Origin of the sequence: Pseudomonas sp. B7, from assembly GCF_016735645.1 — a bacterium.
Taxonomy (GTDB): Bacteria; Pseudomonadota; Gammaproteobacteria; order Pseudomonadales; family Pseudomonadaceae; genus Aquipseudomonas; species Aquipseudomonas glycinae.
In genome coordinates, this window is the sequence record NZ_JAERRE010000004.1 from 16,367 (window position 1) to 34,017 (window position 17,651).

15 protein-coding genes are annotated in these 17,651 nt (G+C 62.4%); 2 read left to right on the forward strand and 13 right to left on the reverse strand.

Going from position 1 to position 17,651, the window contains the following annotated elements:
• Window positions 1-54 precede the first annotated feature (54 nt).
• Window positions 55-1,965: an esterase EstP gene (gene estP / locus JKA62_RS11085; RefSeq protein WP_201817799.1), complete on the forward strand. Its 1,911-nt coding sequence runs from the start codon at window positions 55-57 to the stop codon at window positions 1,963-1,965.
• Window positions 1,966-2,032: 67 nt separating this feature from the next.
• Here the strand turns inward: estP and trpE are convergent, their stop codons facing one another.
• The 10 genes from trpE to JKA62_RS11135 form a co-directional block, all read right to left on the reverse strand.
• The gene (gene trpE / locus JKA62_RS11090) at window positions 2,033-3,511 is read right to left on the reverse strand and encodes an anthranilate synthase component I (protein WP_201817800.1); all 1,479 of its coding nucleotides are present in this window, start codon (window positions 3,509-3,511) and stop codon (window positions 2,033-2,035) included.
• A gap of 71 nt (window positions 3,512-3,582) precedes the next feature.
• Window positions 3,583-4,401, reverse strand: coding sequence for a phosphoglycolate phosphatase (locus tag JKA62_RS11095; protein ID WP_201817802.1), 819 nt, complete (start codon window positions 4,399-4,401; stop codon window positions 3,583-3,585).
• Window positions 4,398-5,072, reverse strand: a complete 675-nt coding sequence (gene rpe, locus JKA62_RS11100; protein ID WP_007918813.1) for a ribulose-phosphate 3-epimerase — start codon at window positions 5,070-5,072, stop codon at window positions 4,398-4,400. The genes JKA62_RS11095 and rpe overlap by 4 nt, the downstream gene beginning before the upstream one ends.
• Window positions 5,073-5,186: 114 nt before the next feature.
• The gene (locus JKA62_RS11105) at window positions 5,187-6,335 is read right to left on the reverse strand and encodes an iron-containing alcohol dehydrogenase (RefSeq protein ID WP_201817803.1); all 1,149 of its coding nucleotides are present in this window, start codon (window positions 6,333-6,335) and stop codon (window positions 5,187-5,189) included.
• 108 nt (window positions 6,336-6,443) lie between these two features.
• Window positions 6,444-7,268, reverse strand: a complete 825-nt coding sequence (locus JKA62_RS11110) for an ABC transporter permease (protein ID WP_011336198.1) — start codon at window positions 7,266-7,268, stop codon at window positions 6,444-6,446.
• Between the two features lie 12 nt (window positions 7,269-7,280).
• Window positions 7,281-8,528, reverse strand: coding sequence for an ABC transporter permease (locus JKA62_RS11115; RefSeq protein ID WP_011336199.1), 1,248 nt, complete (start codon window positions 8,526-8,528; stop codon window positions 7,281-7,283).
• A gap of 66 nt (window positions 8,529-8,594) precedes the next feature.
• On the reverse strand, window positions 8,595-9,638 hold the full coding sequence (locus JKA62_RS11120; RefSeq protein ID WP_007959933.1) for an ABC transporter substrate-binding protein: 1,044 nt from the start codon (window positions 9,636-9,638) through the stop codon (window positions 8,595-8,597).
• Window positions 9,639-9,686: 48 nt separating this feature from the next.
• Entirely contained in the window at window positions 9,687-10,811 is a 1,125-nt protein-coding gene (locus tag JKA62_RS11125) for an ABC transporter ATP-binding protein (RefSeq protein ID WP_007959931.1), read from the reverse strand.
• Between the two features lie 218 nt (window positions 10,812-11,029).
• A complete protein-coding gene (locus JKA62_RS11130) occupies window positions 11,030-11,659 on the reverse strand; it encodes a response regulator (RefSeq protein ID WP_011336200.1) in 630 nt (209 codons plus the stop codon).
• A complete protein-coding gene (locus tag JKA62_RS11135) occupies window positions 11,660-14,059 on the reverse strand; it encodes a PAS domain-containing sensor histidine kinase (protein ID WP_011336201.1) in 2,400 nt (799 codons plus the stop codon).
• Window positions 14,060-14,132: 73 nt separating this feature from the next.
• Between JKA62_RS11135 and JKA62_RS11140 the strand changes: the two genes are divergently transcribed.
• On the forward strand, window positions 14,133-15,122 hold the full coding sequence (locus tag JKA62_RS11140) for an alpha/beta hydrolase family protein (protein WP_011336202.1): 990 nt from the start codon (window positions 14,133-14,135) through the stop codon (window positions 15,120-15,122).
• A gap of 63 nt (window positions 15,123-15,185) precedes the next feature.
• Here JKA62_RS11140 and JKA62_RS11145 read toward each other — a convergent pair whose 3' ends face one another.
• Genes JKA62_RS11145 through JKA62_RS11155 form a run of 3 tightly spaced genes read right to left on the reverse strand, consistent with a single transcriptional unit; the run spans window position 15,186 to window position 17,642 of the window.
• Window positions 15,186-15,953, reverse strand: a complete 768-nt coding sequence (locus JKA62_RS11145; RefSeq protein WP_007959923.1) for a TerB family tellurite resistance protein — start codon at window positions 15,951-15,953, stop codon at window positions 15,186-15,188.
• A 1-nt stretch (window position 15,954) separates the two neighbouring features.
• Window positions 15,955-16,626, reverse strand: coding sequence for an N-acetylmuramate alpha-1-phosphate uridylyltransferase MurU (murU, locus tag JKA62_RS11150; RefSeq protein WP_201817804.1), 672 nt, complete (start codon window positions 16,624-16,626; stop codon window positions 15,955-15,957).
• A complete protein-coding gene (locus JKA62_RS11155; RefSeq protein ID WP_201817805.1) occupies window positions 16,623-17,642 on the reverse strand; it encodes an aminoglycoside phosphotransferase family protein in 1,020 nt (339 codons plus the stop codon). The genes murU and JKA62_RS11155 overlap by 4 nt, the downstream gene beginning before the upstream one ends.
• Window positions 17,643-17,651 lie beyond the last annotated feature (9 nt).

Sequence of the window (17,651 nt, forward strand, 5' to 3'; positions counted from 1 at the left end):
AGTTTTTGGTACTGTCGTTTCGTTCACTACAACAATAAATAAACGGACTTGCTCATGATCAAACAGACGTTGTTTGTACCGCTCGCCGGATGCCTGCTCGCGATGGCCTGCGCCCAGGCGAACGCCGCACCCAATCCTTATTCGAATTTCGTGGTCTTCGGCGACAGCCTGAGCGATGCGGGGACTTTCACCGACAGCGGCGGCCCGGCCGGCGCCACACAGCGCTACACCAACCGCACCGGTCCGGTGTATTTGGACGGCAGCGGTGAACTCCGCTCGCTGAACTCGACGCAACTGCTCGGTGGCCGACTCGGCTTCACACCGGATCAAACCGCCTCCTCGTCCTCAGCAGTACGTGCCGGCCAAGGCCAGCCGGATGGTAACAACTGGGCTGTCGGCGGCTACCGCACCGACCAGATTCTCGACTCGATCACCAGCCAGTCCGCCACCGGCGAACGCACCCGCGCCGGTTATCTGCCGTCGAACGGTTTCCGTGCTGACCCGAATGCCTTGTATTACCTGACCGGGGGCGGCAACGACTTCCTTCAGGGCCGCGTCACCAGCCTGCCTCAGGCGAATGCCGCCGCCGATCGACTGGTCGACAGCGTTCGCACACTGCAAGGTGTCGGCGCCCGCTACATCATGGTCTGGCTGTTGCCGGACATCGGCCTGACCCCGGCCATCAACGGCTCGCCGCTGCAGGCCTTCACCTCGCAACTCAGCACCCAGTTCAACACCGAACTGGTCAGCCAGTTGCAGAGCGTCAATGCCAACGTGATTCCGCTGAACGTCCCGGTTCTGCTCAAAGAGGCGTTCGCCAATCCGGCGCAATTCGGTCTGGCGACCGACCAGAATCTGGTCGGCACCTGCTTCAGCGGCAGCGGCTGCACCGAGAACGCCCGGTATGGCATCAACAGCGCCACCCCGGATCCGACCAAGCTGATCTACAACGACGCCGTCCACCCGACCGAAGCCGGGCAACGCCTGATTGCCGATTACGCTTACTCGCTGCTGGCCGCGCCATGGGAAGCGACTCTGCTTCCGCAAATGGCCCAGGGCACCTTGCGCTCGCATCAGGATGAACTGCGCAACCAGTGGCTGGCGGATTGGGAAAACTGGCAGGCCGTTGGCCAATGGCGGGCGATTGTTGCCGGTGGTGGCCAGCATCAGGACTTCGACAGCCAGCGCAGCGGCGCCAGCGCCGACGGTAACGGTTACAACCTGAACATCGGCGGCAGCTACCGTCTCAACGACGCCTGGCGCGTGGGCGTGGCGGCCGGTTTCTACAATCAGAAGCTCGAGGCCGGCGACAACGACTCGGACTACAAACTGAACACTTATCTGGGCACCGCGTTCGCCCAGTACCAGCAGAACCGCTGGTGGGGTGACGCCGCCGTGACCGCCGGACATCTGGATTACGACAGCCTCAAACGCAAATTCCAGCTGGGGGTCAACGAACGCGGCGAGAAAGGCGATACCGACGGCTATGTTCTGGCCTTCAGTGGACGCGTGGGTTACGACATTGCGCCAGAGGCAAGCAGCCCATGGCACCTGTCGCCGTTCGTCAGCGCCGATTTCGCCAAGGTTGAAGTCGATGGTTACTCGGAAAACGGCGCCGACTCCACCGCGCTGACGTTCGATGACCAGTCGCGCATCTCCCGGCGCCTGGGCCTCGGGATCCAGGGCAAGTACCAGATCACCTCGCAGACCCAGGTGTTCGGCGAACTGGCCCACGAACGTGAGTACAACGACGACACCCAGAATGTGACGATGAACCTCAACAGCCTGCCGAACAACCGCTACACCCTGGCCGGCTATACCCCTCAGACCAACCTGAACCGCCTGAACCTGGGCGTGAGCCACAACCTCACCAAGGATCTGGCATTACGTGCCAGCTACGACATCCGCAAGGATGACGACTTCACCCAGCAAGGGATCAACGTCGGCGTAGCGCTCGACTTCTGATTCGCAGGCAAAAAAAATGCGGCGCCTTCACAGGCGCCGCATTTTTTTAGGCTGAATCATCAATGACTCAGTCCGGGGTTTGCTCGGCCAGCGCAACAGCGCGGAACATCGCCCGGCGCTTGTTGATGGTTTCTTCCCACTCCAGCGCCGGCACCGAATCGGCGACGATGCCGCCACCGGCCTGCACATGCAACTCGCCGTTCTTGATCACGGCGGTACGGATCGCAATCGCGGTGTCCATGTTGCCGTTCCAGGCGAAGTATCCGACCGCGCCGCCGTACACACCACGCTTGACCGGCTCCAGCTCGTCGATGATTTCCATCGCGCGGATCTTCGGCGCGCCGGACAAGGTGCCCGCCGGCAGGATCGCCCGCAGTGCGTCCATCGCCGTCAGCCCGGCCTTCAACTGGCCGGTGACGTTGGACACGATGTGCATCACGTTGGAATAACGCTCGATGACCATTTTCTCGGTAAGTTTCACCGAGCCGATTTCCGATACGCGCCCGGTGTCGTTGCGACCGAGGTCGATCAGCATCAGGTGCTCGGCGATCTCCTTGTCGTCGGACAGCAGGTCTTCTTCCAGCGCCACGTCCGCTTCTTCGGTGGCCCCGCGAGGACGGGTGCCGGCAATCGGGCGCACGGTGATCAGGTTGTCTTCGACCCGCACCAGCACTTCCGGCGAACTGCCGACGACGTGGAAGTCGCCGAAGTTGAAGAAGTACATGTACGGCGTCGGGTTGAAGCAACGCAGCGCGCGGTACAGATCGATCGGCGCCGCCTTGAAGTCGATCGACATGCGCTGGGACGGCACGACCTGCATGCAGTCACCGGCGAGGATGTATTCCTTGATGGTGTCGACGGCTTTTTCGTAGTCGTCCTGGGTAAAACTGGAGCGGAACACCGGCTCGGCCGCCTGCTGCTTTCTGAAATCCAGGCCACGGCGCGGGGTGATCGGCTGACGCAGTTTTTCCAGCAGTTGCTGCAATTGCGCCTGGCCCTGTTCGTACGCATCGGCCTGCGCCGGATCGGCCAGCACAATCGCGTGCATCTTGCCGGCGAGGTTGTCGAACACCACCACCGCATCGGAGACCATCAGCAGAATGTCCGGCACGCCCAGCGGATCCGGATTCGGGCATTTGCCGAGGCGCTTCTCTACATAACGCACACAGTCGTAACCGAAGTAACCCACCAGACCGCCGTTGAAGCGCGGCAGGCCGGCGATGGTCGGCACGTTGTAGCGGGCCTTGAAGGTTTCGACGAAGGCCAGCGGATCTTCGACGTCGTGGCTTTCGGTTTCGACGCCATCGACGGTGATGCTCACGTGATGATCGTGAACCCGCAGCACGGTGCGGCACGGCAGGCCGATGATCGAGTAACGACCCCATTTCTCGCCGCCCTGCACCGATTCGAGCAGGTAGGAGTTGGGCTGGTCGGCCAGTTTCAGGTAGATCGACAGCGGCGTGTCGAAGTCGGCCAGGGTTTCGCAGGCCAGCGGGATGCGGTTGTAGCCGTCAGCGGCCAGACGCAGGAATTCTTCGCGGATCATAAGGTGCCTCGTGGTGTGAGGTGCAAATCAGTCAGGTGTGCAAACGCGCCGGCAAGCCGGCCAGGAACAAGTCAGGCGCGCCAACGCCAGCGGGCCAGGGCCTTGATGACTTTCATCCAGAGTTTGCGGGTGACCACCACGATGGCGTTTCCAGAAGGGGATTGAGCAGCGTCGGGCAACGTTATCTCAGCGGCCGTATCCAGGCAACCGGGAATTAGCTTGCGCAGATCGTCGATCACCAGCGCCGGGGATTCCTCGGCAATCGGTCGGCCATGGTTGTAGCCATAACTCAGCCCGACACATTTGACCCCCGCCGCTTTCGCCGCCAGCACGTCGCTGCGCGAATCGCCGACGAACAGCGATTGCGAGGCTGGAATCCCGGACATCTTCATGACGAAGAACAGCGCCGCCGGATCGGGCTTCTTCTGCGGCAGGGTATCGCCGCCGATGATCCACTTGAAGTAGCGGCCGATCTTCATCTGATCCAGCAGCGGCGCGACGAAGCGCTCCGGCTTGTTGGTGATCAGCGCCATGGCCACGCCCTGCTTGTGCAGCCATTTCAGGGTGTCGCGCACGCCGGGATAGACCACGGTCAGCTCATGGCTGGCGCCGTAGGCCTCCATGAAAACCTCCAGCGCATGCTCGGCTTCGACGTCATCCACGGCGGAATGATCGATGCCACCGGCCAACGCACGGCGCACCAGCACCGGCGCACCGTTGCCGACCCACTCGCGCACCGACTCGATACCGGCAGGCTTGCGCCCGAGGGAGAGCAGCATGTTATCCACCGCCGCCGCCAGGTCGGGTACCGAATCGATCAGCGTGCCATCCAGATCGAACATCACCAACCGCGGCAGTTGCCCCGGGAACAGCTGCTCAAAACCGCTCATGGGCGAGCCAGCGCCAGTTCGGAACGCATCTTGTCGATGACTTCCTGATAGTTCGGCGCATTGAAGATCGCCGAACCGGCCACGAAGGTATCGGCGCCAGCGGCAGCGATTTCGCGGATGTTGTTGACGTTGACGCCGCCGTCGATTTCCAGGCGGATGTCACGGCCCGAGGCATCGATGATCGCGCGGGCTTCACGCAGCTTGTCGAGGGTGCCGGGGATGAATTTCTGCCCGCCGAAGCCCGGGTTGACGCTCATCAGCAAGACCATGTCGACCTTGTCGATCACGTACTTGAGCACATCCAGCGGGGTCGCCGGGTTGAACACCAGGCCGGATTTGCAGCCGCCTTCACGGATCAGTTGCAGCGAACGATCGACGTGCAGCGTGGCTTCCGGGTGGAAGGTGATGTAGGTGGCGCCGGCTTCAATGAAGTCGCCGACGATGCGATCCACCGGGCTGACCATCAGGTGCGCGTCGATCGGCGCGGTCACGCCGTACTTGCGCAGCGCGGCGCAGACCATCGGGCCGATGGTCAGGTTCGGCACGTAGTGGTTGTCCATGACATCGAAGTGGACGAAGTCGGCACCGGCGGCCAGAACATTGTCCACTTCCTCGCCCAGGCGGGCGAAGTCGGCGGAGAGAATCGACGGAGCAATAACGAAGGGCTGCATGACGCACCTTTTCTGAGCTAAATCACGATGGCGCGCATTGTATACCTCAAGTTTCCGCGCGCGCACCGTGACCGCGATGATTGGGTTGTGCCATGACCGATGACCGGCAGGTTCTCAATACGCCGCCCGGTAGATCTTCTCGATGTCGGCGGCGCTGAGCTTGCGCGGATTGTTGCGCATCAGGCGCTCGATGCCGGCGGCCTCCACGGCCATGGCCGGGATCGCCTCTTCGGGCACGCCGAAGCTGCGCAGCCCCAGTGGAATTTCCACCGCCGCGCACAGTTCGGTCATCGCCGCGACGGCGCTATCGGCGGCTGCATTGAGACTCAGATGAGCGGTCTTCACTCCCATGGCTTCGGCAATATCCTGCATCCGCTCGACGCAGGCCATCTTGTTCCAGGTCATGACATACGGCAGCAGCAACGCATTGCTGACGCCGTGAGCAATGTTGAATCGCCCGCCCAGCGGATACGCCAGCGCATGCACCGCGCCGACCCCGGCATTGCCGAACGCCATGCCGGCCATCAGGCTGGCGGTGGCCATGTCTTCCCGGGCCTGCAGGTTGGACGGGTTGGCGTAGGCCTTGGGCAATGACCGGGCGATCAACTTGATCGCGCCGATGGCCAGCGAATCGGTGATCGGCGAGGCATTCAGTGACAGATAGGATTCGATGGCATGCACCAGCGCATCGACGCCACTGGCGGCGGTGACACTGCGCGGGCAGGTCAGGGTCATCTGCGGACTGACCAGCGCCACGTCCGGCAACAGGTAATCGCTGACGATGCCTTTCTTCAGTTGGGCGACCTTGTCCGAAAGGATGGCGACGTTGGTCACTTCAGAACCGGTGCCGGCAGTGGTCGGGATCGCAATCAACGGTGGGCCTTTGCGCGGCACCTGATCGACGCCGAACAGATCTTCCAGCGCACCGTGATAGCCGGCGTACGCCGCGACGCTCTTGGCGATGTCGATGGCACTGCCGCCACCGAGGCCAATCAGACCGTCATGCCCGCCTTCGCGGTAGACGCGCATGCAATCCTCGACGATGGCGATTTCCGGATCCGGCAATACCCGGTCGAAGATTTCGTACTCGCGCTCGCCGATCTGCGCCAGCGCCAGCTCCACCGTGCCGGACTTGACCAGCGCGGCATCGGTAACGATCAGCGGGTTATCGATGTCCAGCCGCGTGAGTTCGGCCGCCAGTTGCTCGATGGCCCCGGCGCCGGTGATCAGTTTGTGAGCGATCTTGAACGAGGAAAGACTCATCGTGCGCAGCCTCTTATAGATGTGGGAGCTGAGCACAAGCGTAGCTGGGGAAATCGGGTTGTCTGTCATTCAGCGCATGAATGGCAGACAACCCGGATTGTGCAGTTGTCAGACCTGAGCGGTGCGCAGCTTCTCACTCCGCCCACGCAACCACTCCAGCGTCAGCAACAGAATCACCGAGAAGGCAATCAGCAGAGTCGCAGCCGCCGCAATCGTCGGGCTCAGGTTCTCGCGAATCCCGCTGAACATCTGCCGAGGCAACGTCGCCTGCTCGGGACCTGCAAGAAACAGCGTCACCACCACTTCATCGAACGAGGTTGCAAAGGCAAACAGCGCACCGGAAATCACCCCCGGCGCAATCAGCGGCAAGGTCACCCGACGGAAAGTGGTCAGTGGCGAGGCGCCAAGGCTGGCGGCCGCCCGCACCAGGTTGTGATTGAACCCCTGCAGGGTCGCCGACACCGTGATGATCACGAACGGCACACCCAGCACCGCGTGCACCACGATCAGCGAAAAGAAACTGTTGCCCAGGCCCAGCGGCGCGAAGAACAGGTAACTGGCCACACCGATGATCACCACCGGCACCACCATCGGCGAAATCACCAGCGCCATCACCAGCGGTTTGCCGGGGAAGTCGCCACGGGTCAGGCCGATGGCCGCCAGCGTGCCGAACACCATTGCCAGCACGGTCGCGGCCGGGGCGACGATGATGCTGTTCTTCAGCGAGCGCATCCATTCCGCCGAAGCGAAGAAGTCCTGATACCAGTGCAGCGAGAAACCTTGCAGCGGGTACACCAGGAAACTGCCCGAGTTGAACGACAGCGGCACGATCACCAGCACCGGCAGGATCAGGAACAACAGGATCAAGCCGCAGAGGATCCGCAAGCTGTAGAACCACACCCGCTCGACGGGCGACATATAAGGACTCAGCATTTCAAATTCCCCTTAGCTCAGGCGCAGGCGACTGGCGCCCACCAGCCAGCTGTAGATCAGATAAAGCACCACGGTCGCCAGCAGCAACAGCCCGCCGAGCGCGGTCGCCATGCCCCAGTTGATGCTGGTGTTGGTGTAGAACGCGACGAAGTAGCTGACCATCTGATCGTTCGGGCTGCCGAGCAGCGCCGGGGTGATGTAGTAGCCGATGGCGAGGATGAACACCAACAGGCAACCGGCGCCGACACCGGCGTAGGTCTGCGGGAAGTACACCCGCCAGAAACTGGCGAACGGATGGCAGCCGAGGGAAATCGCGGCACGCATGTAGGTTGGCGAGATGCCTTTCATCACGCTGTAGATCGGCAGGATCATGAACGGCAACAGGATGTGCACCATCGAGATGTAGACCCCGGTGCGGTTGAACACCAGCTCCAGCGGTTTATCGATGATGCCCATCGCCATCAACGCGCTGTTGATCAATCCGCCGGATTGCAGCAACACGATCCACGCGGCGACCCGCACCAGGATCGACGTCCAGAACGGCAGCAGCACCAGAATCATCAGCAGGTTGCTTTGACGCGACGGCAGGTTGGCCAGCAGGTAAGCCAGCGGATACGCCAGCACCAGGCAGATCACGGTGATGATCAGGCCCATCCAGAAGGTCCGGGCGAAGATGTCGAGGTAGATCGCCTGATCCGGGGTCGCCGGGGCAATTTCGCCGAGGTCGTCGATGCGATGATCCACCGCTGCCAGCAGATAGAACGGGGTGATGCTGCTGGTGTTGCGCTTCACCGCTTGCCAGTAGGCCGGATCGCCCCAACGCTCGTCGAGGCCTTCCAGCGCTTCTTTATAAGAGGCCGGTTCACTGGCGAATGGCAGCGAGCGGGCGGTTTTGGTCAGCAGGCTGCGATAGCCGGCCAACTCCATGTTCAGGCGCTTGGACAGATCGCCCAGGGTCTGGTTTTTCCGCGCTTCGGCGAGGTCTTCGCTGGCGGCTTTATAGACCGGTTCTGCGGGCAGGCCTCGGCCGTCCCACGCGGCAATCGCAGTCACGGTGCGCGGCATGCCGCTGACCACTTCCGGGTTGCCGACGCTTTTATAGAGCAGCGCCACGATCGGCACCAGGAACACCAGCAACAGAAACAGCACCAGCGGCGCGATCAGCGCCTGGGCCTTCCAGCGGTTGACCCGCTCGGCGTGCTTGAGCCGCTGCTTCAAGGTGGGGCTGTTGCCCTCGTTCAGGGGAACGGCGATGGCCATGACGTACTCCGCAAATCTTTTAAATGACGGCGTCACCCTGGGGGTGACGCCGCGTATGCATCAGCCTTACTTCGCAGCCCAGGAATTGAAGCGCTGCTCCAGTTGCTCGCCGTTGTCAGCCCAGAAGCTGACATCGATCTGCACCTGGTTGGCGATGTTTTCCGGGGTGGTCGGCATGTCTTTCAGGATCGCCTTGTCCAGCAATGGCACTGCCTGAGAGTTGGCCGGGCCGTAGGCGATGTTCTCCGAGTAGGTCTTCTGTTGTTGTGGCTGCACCGAGAACGCGATGAATTTCTTCGCCGCTTCGGCGCGCTTGGCGTCCAGGCCTTTCGGGATGGCCCAGGCGTCGAAGTCGTAGATGCCGCCGTTCCACACCACTTTCAGGTTGGACTCTTTCTGCACCGCAGCGATACGACCGTTGTAGGCCGAGCTCATGACCACGTCACCGGAAGCGAGGTATTGCGGCGGCTGAGCGCCGGCTTCCCACCACTGGATGTTCGGTTTCAGCTCATCCAGTTTCTTGAATGCGCGATCCTGACCGCCCTTGCTGGCCAGTTCCTTGTACACGTCTTTCGGCGCAACGCCGTCGGCCATCAGTGCGAATTCGAGGGTGTACTTGGCGCCTTTGCGCAGGCCGCGCTTGCCCGGGAATTTCTTGGTGTCCCAGAAATCCGCCCAGCTGGTCGGTGCGGTTTTCAGCTTGTCGGCGTTGTAGGCCAGCACGGTCGACCACACGAAGAAGCCCACGCCGCACGGCTGGATCGCGCCTTTGACGTAATCTTCGGATTTGCCGAACAGCGCAGGATCCAGTTGTTCGAACATGTCTTCGTCGCAGCCACGGGACAGCTCCGGCGATTCAACCTCGACCAGATCCCAGGACACGCTCTTGGTGTCGACCATGGCTTTGACCTTGGCCATCTCACCGTTGTACTCGCCGGCGACGATCTTGCCGTTGCCCGCTGCTTCCCACGGTGCGTAGAAGGCTTTGACTTGCGCCGCCTTGTTCGCCCCGCCAAACGACACCACGGTCAGATCCGGCCCAGCGGCCATTGCGCTTGCCGCACCCATCAGGCCCAGGGTCAGGGCTGTGAACTTCAGGGATCTCAACATTTATTGTTCTCTCCACGTGCAGGGTTGGTGTTGGTATTGCGGGGCGTCTCAGTGCGCCTCTAGAAGAGGATCGAGCGCGCGAACGTGCTCGACCTGCCAGCCAAGCGGAACCACGTCACCGACTGCGAGCGCAGGATCGAGCTCGGCAATCGGTTGTTTCACGAAGAAGTCGGTCTTGCCGCAGACTTCCAGGCGCACCCGGACGTGGTCGCCCAGATAGATGAATTCGGCCACCCGCCCGGAGAAGCGGTTGACGCATTGGTCGCTCGAACCGTTGAGGCTGACGCGCTCGGGGCGGATAGACAGGGTGACCGGTTCGCCGGTCTGGCCGATGTTGACCGCCAGCGCCTCGACCTTTTCCCCGCGCCCCAGCTCGACCACGCAGCGCTCGCCGTTCTGGCTGAGCAGGCGACCGTTGAGGCGGTTGTTCTCGCCGATGAAGTTGGCGACGAAGGTGTTTTTCGGTTCTTCGTAGAGGGTGCGCGGCGGGGCGATCTGCTGGATCTCGCCCTGGTGGAACACGGCGACGCGGTCGGACATGGTCAGGGCTTCGCCCTGGTCGTGGGTCACATAGACCACGGTTACGCCAAGGCGCTGGTGCAGGTGTTTGATTTCCATCTGCATGTGTTCGCGCAGTTGTTTGTCGAGGGCGCCGAGGGGTTCGTCCATCAGCACCAGCTGCGGCTCGAACACCAGCGCACGGGCCAGTGCTACACGTTGTTGCTGGCCGCCGGACAACTGCGCCGGATAACGCGATGCGAACGCGTCGAGCTGAACCATGCTCAGGACTTTCTTGACCTTGTCGCTGACGTCGCTCTTGTTCAGGCCGCGTACGGTCAGCGGAAACGCCAGGTTTTCGGCGACGGTCATGTGCGGAAACAGCGCGTAGTTCTGGAACACCATGCCGATGTCGCGCTTGTGCGGCGGCACGTTGTTGATCGCCCGCCCGGCAAGGAGAATTTCGCCGGCGGTCGGCGTCTCGAAACCGGCGAGCATCATCAGGCTGGTGGTCTTTCCGGAGCCGGACGGTCCGAGCAAGGTGAGGAATTCGCCCTTGCGAATGTCCAGGTTGAGGTCTTTGACGATCAGGTTCTCGCCGTCGTAGCTCTTCTGCACTCCACGAAAGCTGACCAGCACATCGCTGGCCCCTGCGTTTGATTCGACCTGGCTCATACCCACACCTTTGTTATTGATGACTGCTGTGGGAGTAAGCCTAGTGGCTGCTTGCAGTCACGCAAATCGGGGCGCAGGAGAGAATCGCCTCAGCCGGATGGAAGGCCGGGGGTAGGGATTGCCCTACACGGATGGCGCGTTTTGGCAAACCCGGCGCATGGGTCGGGGCTCAAGCCGCCAGAACCGGCAAAAGCGCCTGTCGCTAATGGATATGTCGCTCAGAGCAGCTTGTGTTCCATCGCGTACTTCACCAGCTCGGCGAGCGAAGTGATGTTGAGTTTCTGCATCAGCCGCGCCTTGTGGGTGCTGATGGTCTTGCTGCTCAGGGCCAATTGCTGGGCGATGTCGTTGACGTTGGCGCCTTGCGCCAGCCGTTCGAACACCGAGAACTCGCGCTCCGACAGCAACGAGTGCAGCGGCCGCGCATCGGTCAGGCCGACTTCGAAGACCATGCGGTCGGCCAGCTCCGGGTCGATGTAACGCCCACCTGCAGCGACCTTGCGAATTGCCGTCAGCAGCAGCGCCGGATCACTGTCCTTGGTCGCATACCCGGCGGCGCCGATCTTCAGTGCCCGGGCGGCCATCTGCGCTTCGTCGTGCATCGACAGCACCAGAATCGCCGGCGGATGGTTCAGCGCGCGGATCCGCGGAATCGCTTCGAGCCCGTTGACGCCGGGCATCGAGATATCCAGCAGCACCACTTCGCAGGGCACGTTGCGCAGGGTTTCCAGCAACTGCTCGCCATTGCTCGCCTCCCCCACCACTTGCAGATCCTTGGCCAGGCCGATCAATTGCTTGATGCCTTCGCGAACGATGGTGTGGTCTTCGGCTACCAGTACACGGATCACTTACTTCTCCTCATCCAGTGGCACCCGCACGCTCAGCGTGGTGCCCTCGCCCGGTTCGCTGTCGAGTGACAGCTGCCCGCCCATGATCAACACCCGCTCGCGCATGCCCACCAGCCCAAAGGATGTCGGCCTGCCGGCAGCGGCGACAAATCCTACGCCATCATCGCTGACCGTCAGACACAATTCGTCACCTTCCTGCGTCAGCGTCAGTTCTACAGTATGCGCCTGGGCATGGCGCATGACGTTGGTCAACGCCTCCTGAAGAATGCGGAACAGGCCGATGGCCTTGGCGTCGCTGAGCGGTGCAAGGTTGTCCGGCACCTGCACCAGACACGGAATCTGCGTGCGCGCCTCGAACCGCCGCGCCTGCCACTCGATGGCCGAGGCGATCCCGGCATCGAGGATCGGCGGGCGCAATGCCGTCGCCACATCGCGCACCAACTGGAACAACTGGGCGATCAGGCGCTTCATGCTGTTCAGCCGCTCGTTCAGGCCTGGGTCGAGTTGCGCGTAGGCCAGTTCGCACATCGACGTCTCCAGTTTCAGCACCGTCAGCATCTGCCCCAGCTCATCGTGAACCTCGCGGGCGATGCGCGCCTTTTCCTCTTCCCGCACGCTTTCCAGATGCGCCGACAATTCGCGCAATTGTTCACGGGAGGCCGCCAGCTCCAGTTCGATGCGTTTGCTTTCGGTGATGTCCCAGACGATGCCGTCCCAGACATAGGACCCGCCTTCCAGCTGACGGGTGATGGCCTTGATTTCGGCCCAGCGCTGCTCGCCCTGACGCGTGAGAATTCGGCCCTGCCACGACCAGTCGCTGTCGGTGTCCAGCGCCTGATCCTGGGTCTGGTGATAGGCGGCCCGGTCATCCGGATGCACCAGACTGCGCAAGCCCATGTCGCGATGGGCGATGGCGGCCGGCGCGTAGCCGACCAGACTTTCGCTGCCCTCGCTGATGTAGGCAAAGTCGATCTGCCCGGTGACCGGTGCGCGCTCGAGACGGAACACCAGCCCCGGCACATTGGCCGCGATGCCTTGCAGCCGCGCCTCGCTTTCCTGCAACGCCGCCAGGGCACGACGGCGCTCGGTGACATCGGTGAGGTAAACCACCAGGTACTCGCCATCGCGAAATCGCAGGAAGCTCAGCGACACGTCGGCCGGCAGCACACTGCCATCGGCCCGCACGCAGTTGGTTTCAAAACTCAGCGGCCCTTCTTCGCTGGCCCGGGCGCGCTTCCACAGGTTGAGCCAGCGATCCATGTGCAGGCCCGGTTCGAAGTCGATCAACGGTCGATCGATGATGGCGCCCTGCGGATAACCGAGCATGTTTTCTGCCGCACGGTTGGCGTAGCGCACATGGCTGTCCCAGTTGACCCAGAGAATGCCGACGGTGCTCTGATCGATGGAAAACTGGGTCAGGCGCAGGGCTTCTTCGCTGGCGGCACGCAGGGCGATGTCTTCACGCGCGTCGAACAAACGTTGTTCAAGACTGCGTTGCTGGCGGCGTTGCCAGAACACGATGGCCACGCAGCTGAGCAGCAACACTGCGAACAACAGACTCAGGTTCTGCCAGAAGCCCGGCGACTCGGAAAGCCGTGGATACTTGGGTTGCAGCCATTGCGCATGCAGGCGTTCCAGATCCTTGGCCGGGATTGCGCGCAGGGCGCTTTCAACGATTCCGGCCAGTTCCGGCCAGTCGCGGCGGGTGCCGATGCGCAGCAGTTGCGGCAGACCGATATCACCGACCACCACCAGCCCGGCAAACTCCGGCTCCGCCGACAGTCGACCGAGCTGCGCCTCATCGACCACCGCGTAGGACGCCTGCTGACTCAGCAACAGTTGCAGCGCCTGACGCTCCATCGGTACGCCTTGCAGATTCAGGTGCGGATAGTTGCCGCGCAGGTAATCGGCGGTGACGCCGGGCATGCGCACGGCGACGCGGGTCTGGCTGTCGAGTTTTTCCAGCTCCACGGTCGCGCTGCTTTTCTGGTCGCTGACCACCAGTTGCGGCACGCGCATGTACGGGTCGGAGAACTGCCACAGACGCAGCCCGCCCGGGGTCTGGGTCAGGCCCGGAGCGATGTCGATCTCGCCGTCCCGGGCAGCGGCCTCGAGTTGGGCCAGATCCTGAAAGTTGCGCCAGCTCAGCTCGACATTCAGCGCCCTCGCCAATGCCTTCATCACCTCGACGTTGGCCCCCGACAGCCGCTGCAAGCGCCGGTCGTATTGCGCGTACGGCGCCTGCAACACCAGGCCCACGCGCAATTCATTGTGCTGTGCGAGCCACTGTTGTTCGCTCGCCGACAACCGTGCGAGGTGACTCGGGGGCGCAGGCGCCGCCCAGCCCATCAAGGGAAACGCCAGACAGCCGATAACCCACAGGCAGCAAAAACGCATCATTGAAGTCTCATACACTGACAAATTCTGACCAACCCATTAGGCTGCCGGGATAACTTCTGGCCTGGAATAACCGATGCCCCCTGTCTATCGCCTGGCAATGCCAGCATTGTGCCTGTCGCTGATCCTGCCTTGTGCGTTTTCCGTCGAAGCCGCGGATCCGGCATCCGCCCCCGCCGCAGAAAAAGCCACCGAAGAAAAACCGGTCGAACGCCAGCCTCTGCTTGAGCGTAGTCAGGAAGAAGCCGCGGCACTCGAACGCAAGGTTCCGGCCCAGGAACAACAGCAATTGCAAGCCGGCAGCGACACCTTCCTCGCCCTGTGGAAACCGGCCAACACCGCCGAACCCAAAGGAGCGGTGATCCTCATTCCCGGCGCCGGCGAAACCGCCGACTGGCCCCAGGCGATCAGCCCGTTGCGCCGCAAGTTGCCGGACGTCGAGTGGAGCAGCCTGAGTATCACACTGCCCGATCTGCAAAGCGATGCCATCGCACCGCGCGTGGTCGAAGCACCCGCCGCGCCGAAAACCGTCGACCCGGGCAGTAAGGATTCGACCACCGCCGAGCCGATCGAACAAGCCGCCGGTGGCGAAGCCGATGTGGCCGACAAGGTCGTGGCTGAATCCACCGAGGAACAGTCCAAGGCCGACGCCGAGCGAATCTTCGCCCGCATCGACGCCGCGCTGGCCTACGCCGAACAACAGAGCGCGCGCAGCATCGTCGTGCTCGGTCATGGCACCGGCGCTTACTGGGCGGCGCGCTACATGAGCGAGAGACAGAGCTCGCAGGTCGAGAAGCTGCTGCTGGTGGCCGCGCAGACCCCGGCCAAGGCCAAACCGGAGCTGGTGGAACTGACGCCGACCCTGAAGCTGCCGACGGCGGACATTTTCTACATGGATAAAGCGCTGGACCGCAACGCGGCACTGGAGCGCCTGCAGGCGAGCAAGCGACTGAAGACGTCCGCGTTCAGTCAGGTCGCACTCAAGGCCTTGCCGGACAACAAGGCCGAACAGGAGCAATTGTTCCGCCGGGTGCGTGGCTGGCTGAATCCGCAGAGCCCAGACTAATAGTCCGGACCGTCAAAACGCAGACAAAAAAAATCGCAGCCCGACGCTGCGATTTTTTTATGCCTAACGAAAATCCCGCCGTTCGCGAATCAACGTGTAGGCATTGTGCAATTCGCGGGTCCTCTCGGTGGCCTCACGCACCTGCGCCGGCGTGGCACCCGTCCCGGCGACCTTGTCCGGGTGATGCCGGCTGAGCAGGCGTCGATAGGCACGTTTGATCTGCGCCGGTTCGCTGGTGGCTGAGACACCGAGCAGGCGCATCGCCTCCTGATAGCTCACCGCCGCGCTGACGATCGGACGCTTGTGCGGCTCGTAGTCCGCCGCCAGCGCCTGGATCTGATGGGTCGTCCAGCCCAGCCACTTGCCCCACTGCGCCAGCAATTCTCGCTCGCTGACGCCGGCCCGGCCATCGGCCCAGACCATTCGCCAGCAGGCGCGCAATACACCTTCAGCCGCATGGGGTTGAGCACTCAAGCGACGCAGATAACCGCGCAGATTGTCGTTGCCGGACTTGCCGCGATTGAACGCGGCAATCGCACGGCGCTGTGCCGGTTCGCTCATTTCCAGCGCGCGCATCTCCTGCCGCGCCTGCTGAATGTGACCGTCCGTGACCCGCCCGTCGCTCTTGGCCAGACGCCCGAGCAACACAAACAACAATTCGTCGTTGCGCAGCATCGGCCGGCCGCCGAGTTTTTCCCGCAAATGCCCCCAGCTCTGCAAATGCAGGCGCCGATCCAGCGCCTGCCCCAACAAAGCCCCAAGCATGGCCCCCGGAATGCTGGCGATAGCAAAACCCGCTCCGGCTCCAATCAGAGTCCCTGGCCACAACATATCAGCGACTCGCTTCTATCAAGGCTTCAGCTTCGGCCAGACGCTCGTGCGTACCGACATCGACCCAGTGCCCCTTCAACCGCTCGCCGGTCACCTGCCCGTCCGCCATGGCTTTACGCAACAGCGGCGCCAGTTTGAAGGCACCGTCGCGGCAGCCGTCGAACAACTGCGGATGCAGTACGGCTATGCCGCTGTAGGTCAGGGTTGCCAAATCGGCCTGGCCATCACGCACCAGGCCGTCGGTCAGGGTGAAATCCCCTGTCGGGTGATGCGCCGGATTGTCCGCCAGCACCAGATGCGCCAGGCCGTTGATCGGCTGATGCAGCACGCTGAAGTCGTAATCGGTCCAGATGTCACCGTTGACCACCAGAAACGCGTCTTCGCCCAACAGCGGCAAGGCGCGGAAAATTCCGCCGCCGGTTTCCAAAGGTTCCCCTTCAGGCGAGTACTGGATCGACACGCCGAATTGCGAACCATCGCCCAGATGATCTTCGATCTGCTGTCCGAGCCAGGCATGGTTGATCACGATCTCGTTGAAACCGGCCGCGGCCAGGGCACGCAGGTGATATTCAATCAGCGGCACGCCGCCGGCTCGCACCAGCGGTTTGGGGGTGGTCAGGGTCAGCGGGCGCATGCGCTCGCCTTTGCCGGCCGCCAGAATCATTGCCTTCATGCCGTCGCTCCACCACGCAGGCTGGCGAGCAGTGCCTGCAAATCCGCCAACTCGGGACGGCGCGCGATGACCGCTTCTATATAAGAGAAGAACCGCGGCACATCGCCGAGGTAACGCGGCTTGCCGTCGCGATGGCAGATGCGGGCGAAGATTCCGATGACTTTCAGATGACGCTGCACGCCCATCAGGTCGCTGGCGCGCAGGAACTCCTCGAAGTCCGGCTGCACCGGGATGTTCAGTGCTGACGCCTGCTGCCAGTAGCTTTCCAGCCAGCCGCGCACTCGCTCTTCAGGCCAGCTGAGGAAGGCGTCCTTGAACAGGCAGGTCACGTCGTAGGTCACCGGGCCGTACACAGCGTCCTGGAAATCCAGCACACCGGGGTTCGGCTCGCTGAGCATCAGGTTGCGCGGCATGTAGTCGCGGTGCACCAGCACTTTCGGCTGGGCCAGGGCACTGTCGATCAGCAGTTCACTGACCTTTTGCCACTGCTGCTGTTGAGTGGCATCGAACTCGACGCCCAACTCGCGTTTCACGTACCACTCGGGAAACAGTTCCAGCTCGCGGCGCAACAACGCGACGTCATAGCTCGGCAGTGGTGCCACCATCGGCAGCTGCTGAAAAGCCAGCAGCGCTTGCAAGGCATCGCTGAATAACGCGTCGGCATTTTCGCTGTCGATCACGTCCAGATAGGTCTTGTTGCCCAGGTCATTGAGCAAAAGAAAACCGCGTCCGAGGTCCTCGGCATAAATTTTCGGCACGTTGATGCCGGATTTCGCCAGCAAAAAAGCGATATCCACGAACGGTTTGCAGTTTTCCTGAGGCGGCGGCGCGTCCATCACGACGAAACTGCGACCGGCGCCTTCCCAGCGGAAATACCGGCGGAAACTCGCGTCGCTGCTGGCCGCGGTCAACGTGGCCGGGGGTACGGCTCCCCAGCCCTGAGCTGCAAAAAGGGTTGCCAGCTGTTCATCGAGCCAAACTTTCAGGTGTTGCAAGCGTACATCTTGATCAGGCATTGCAAGGGT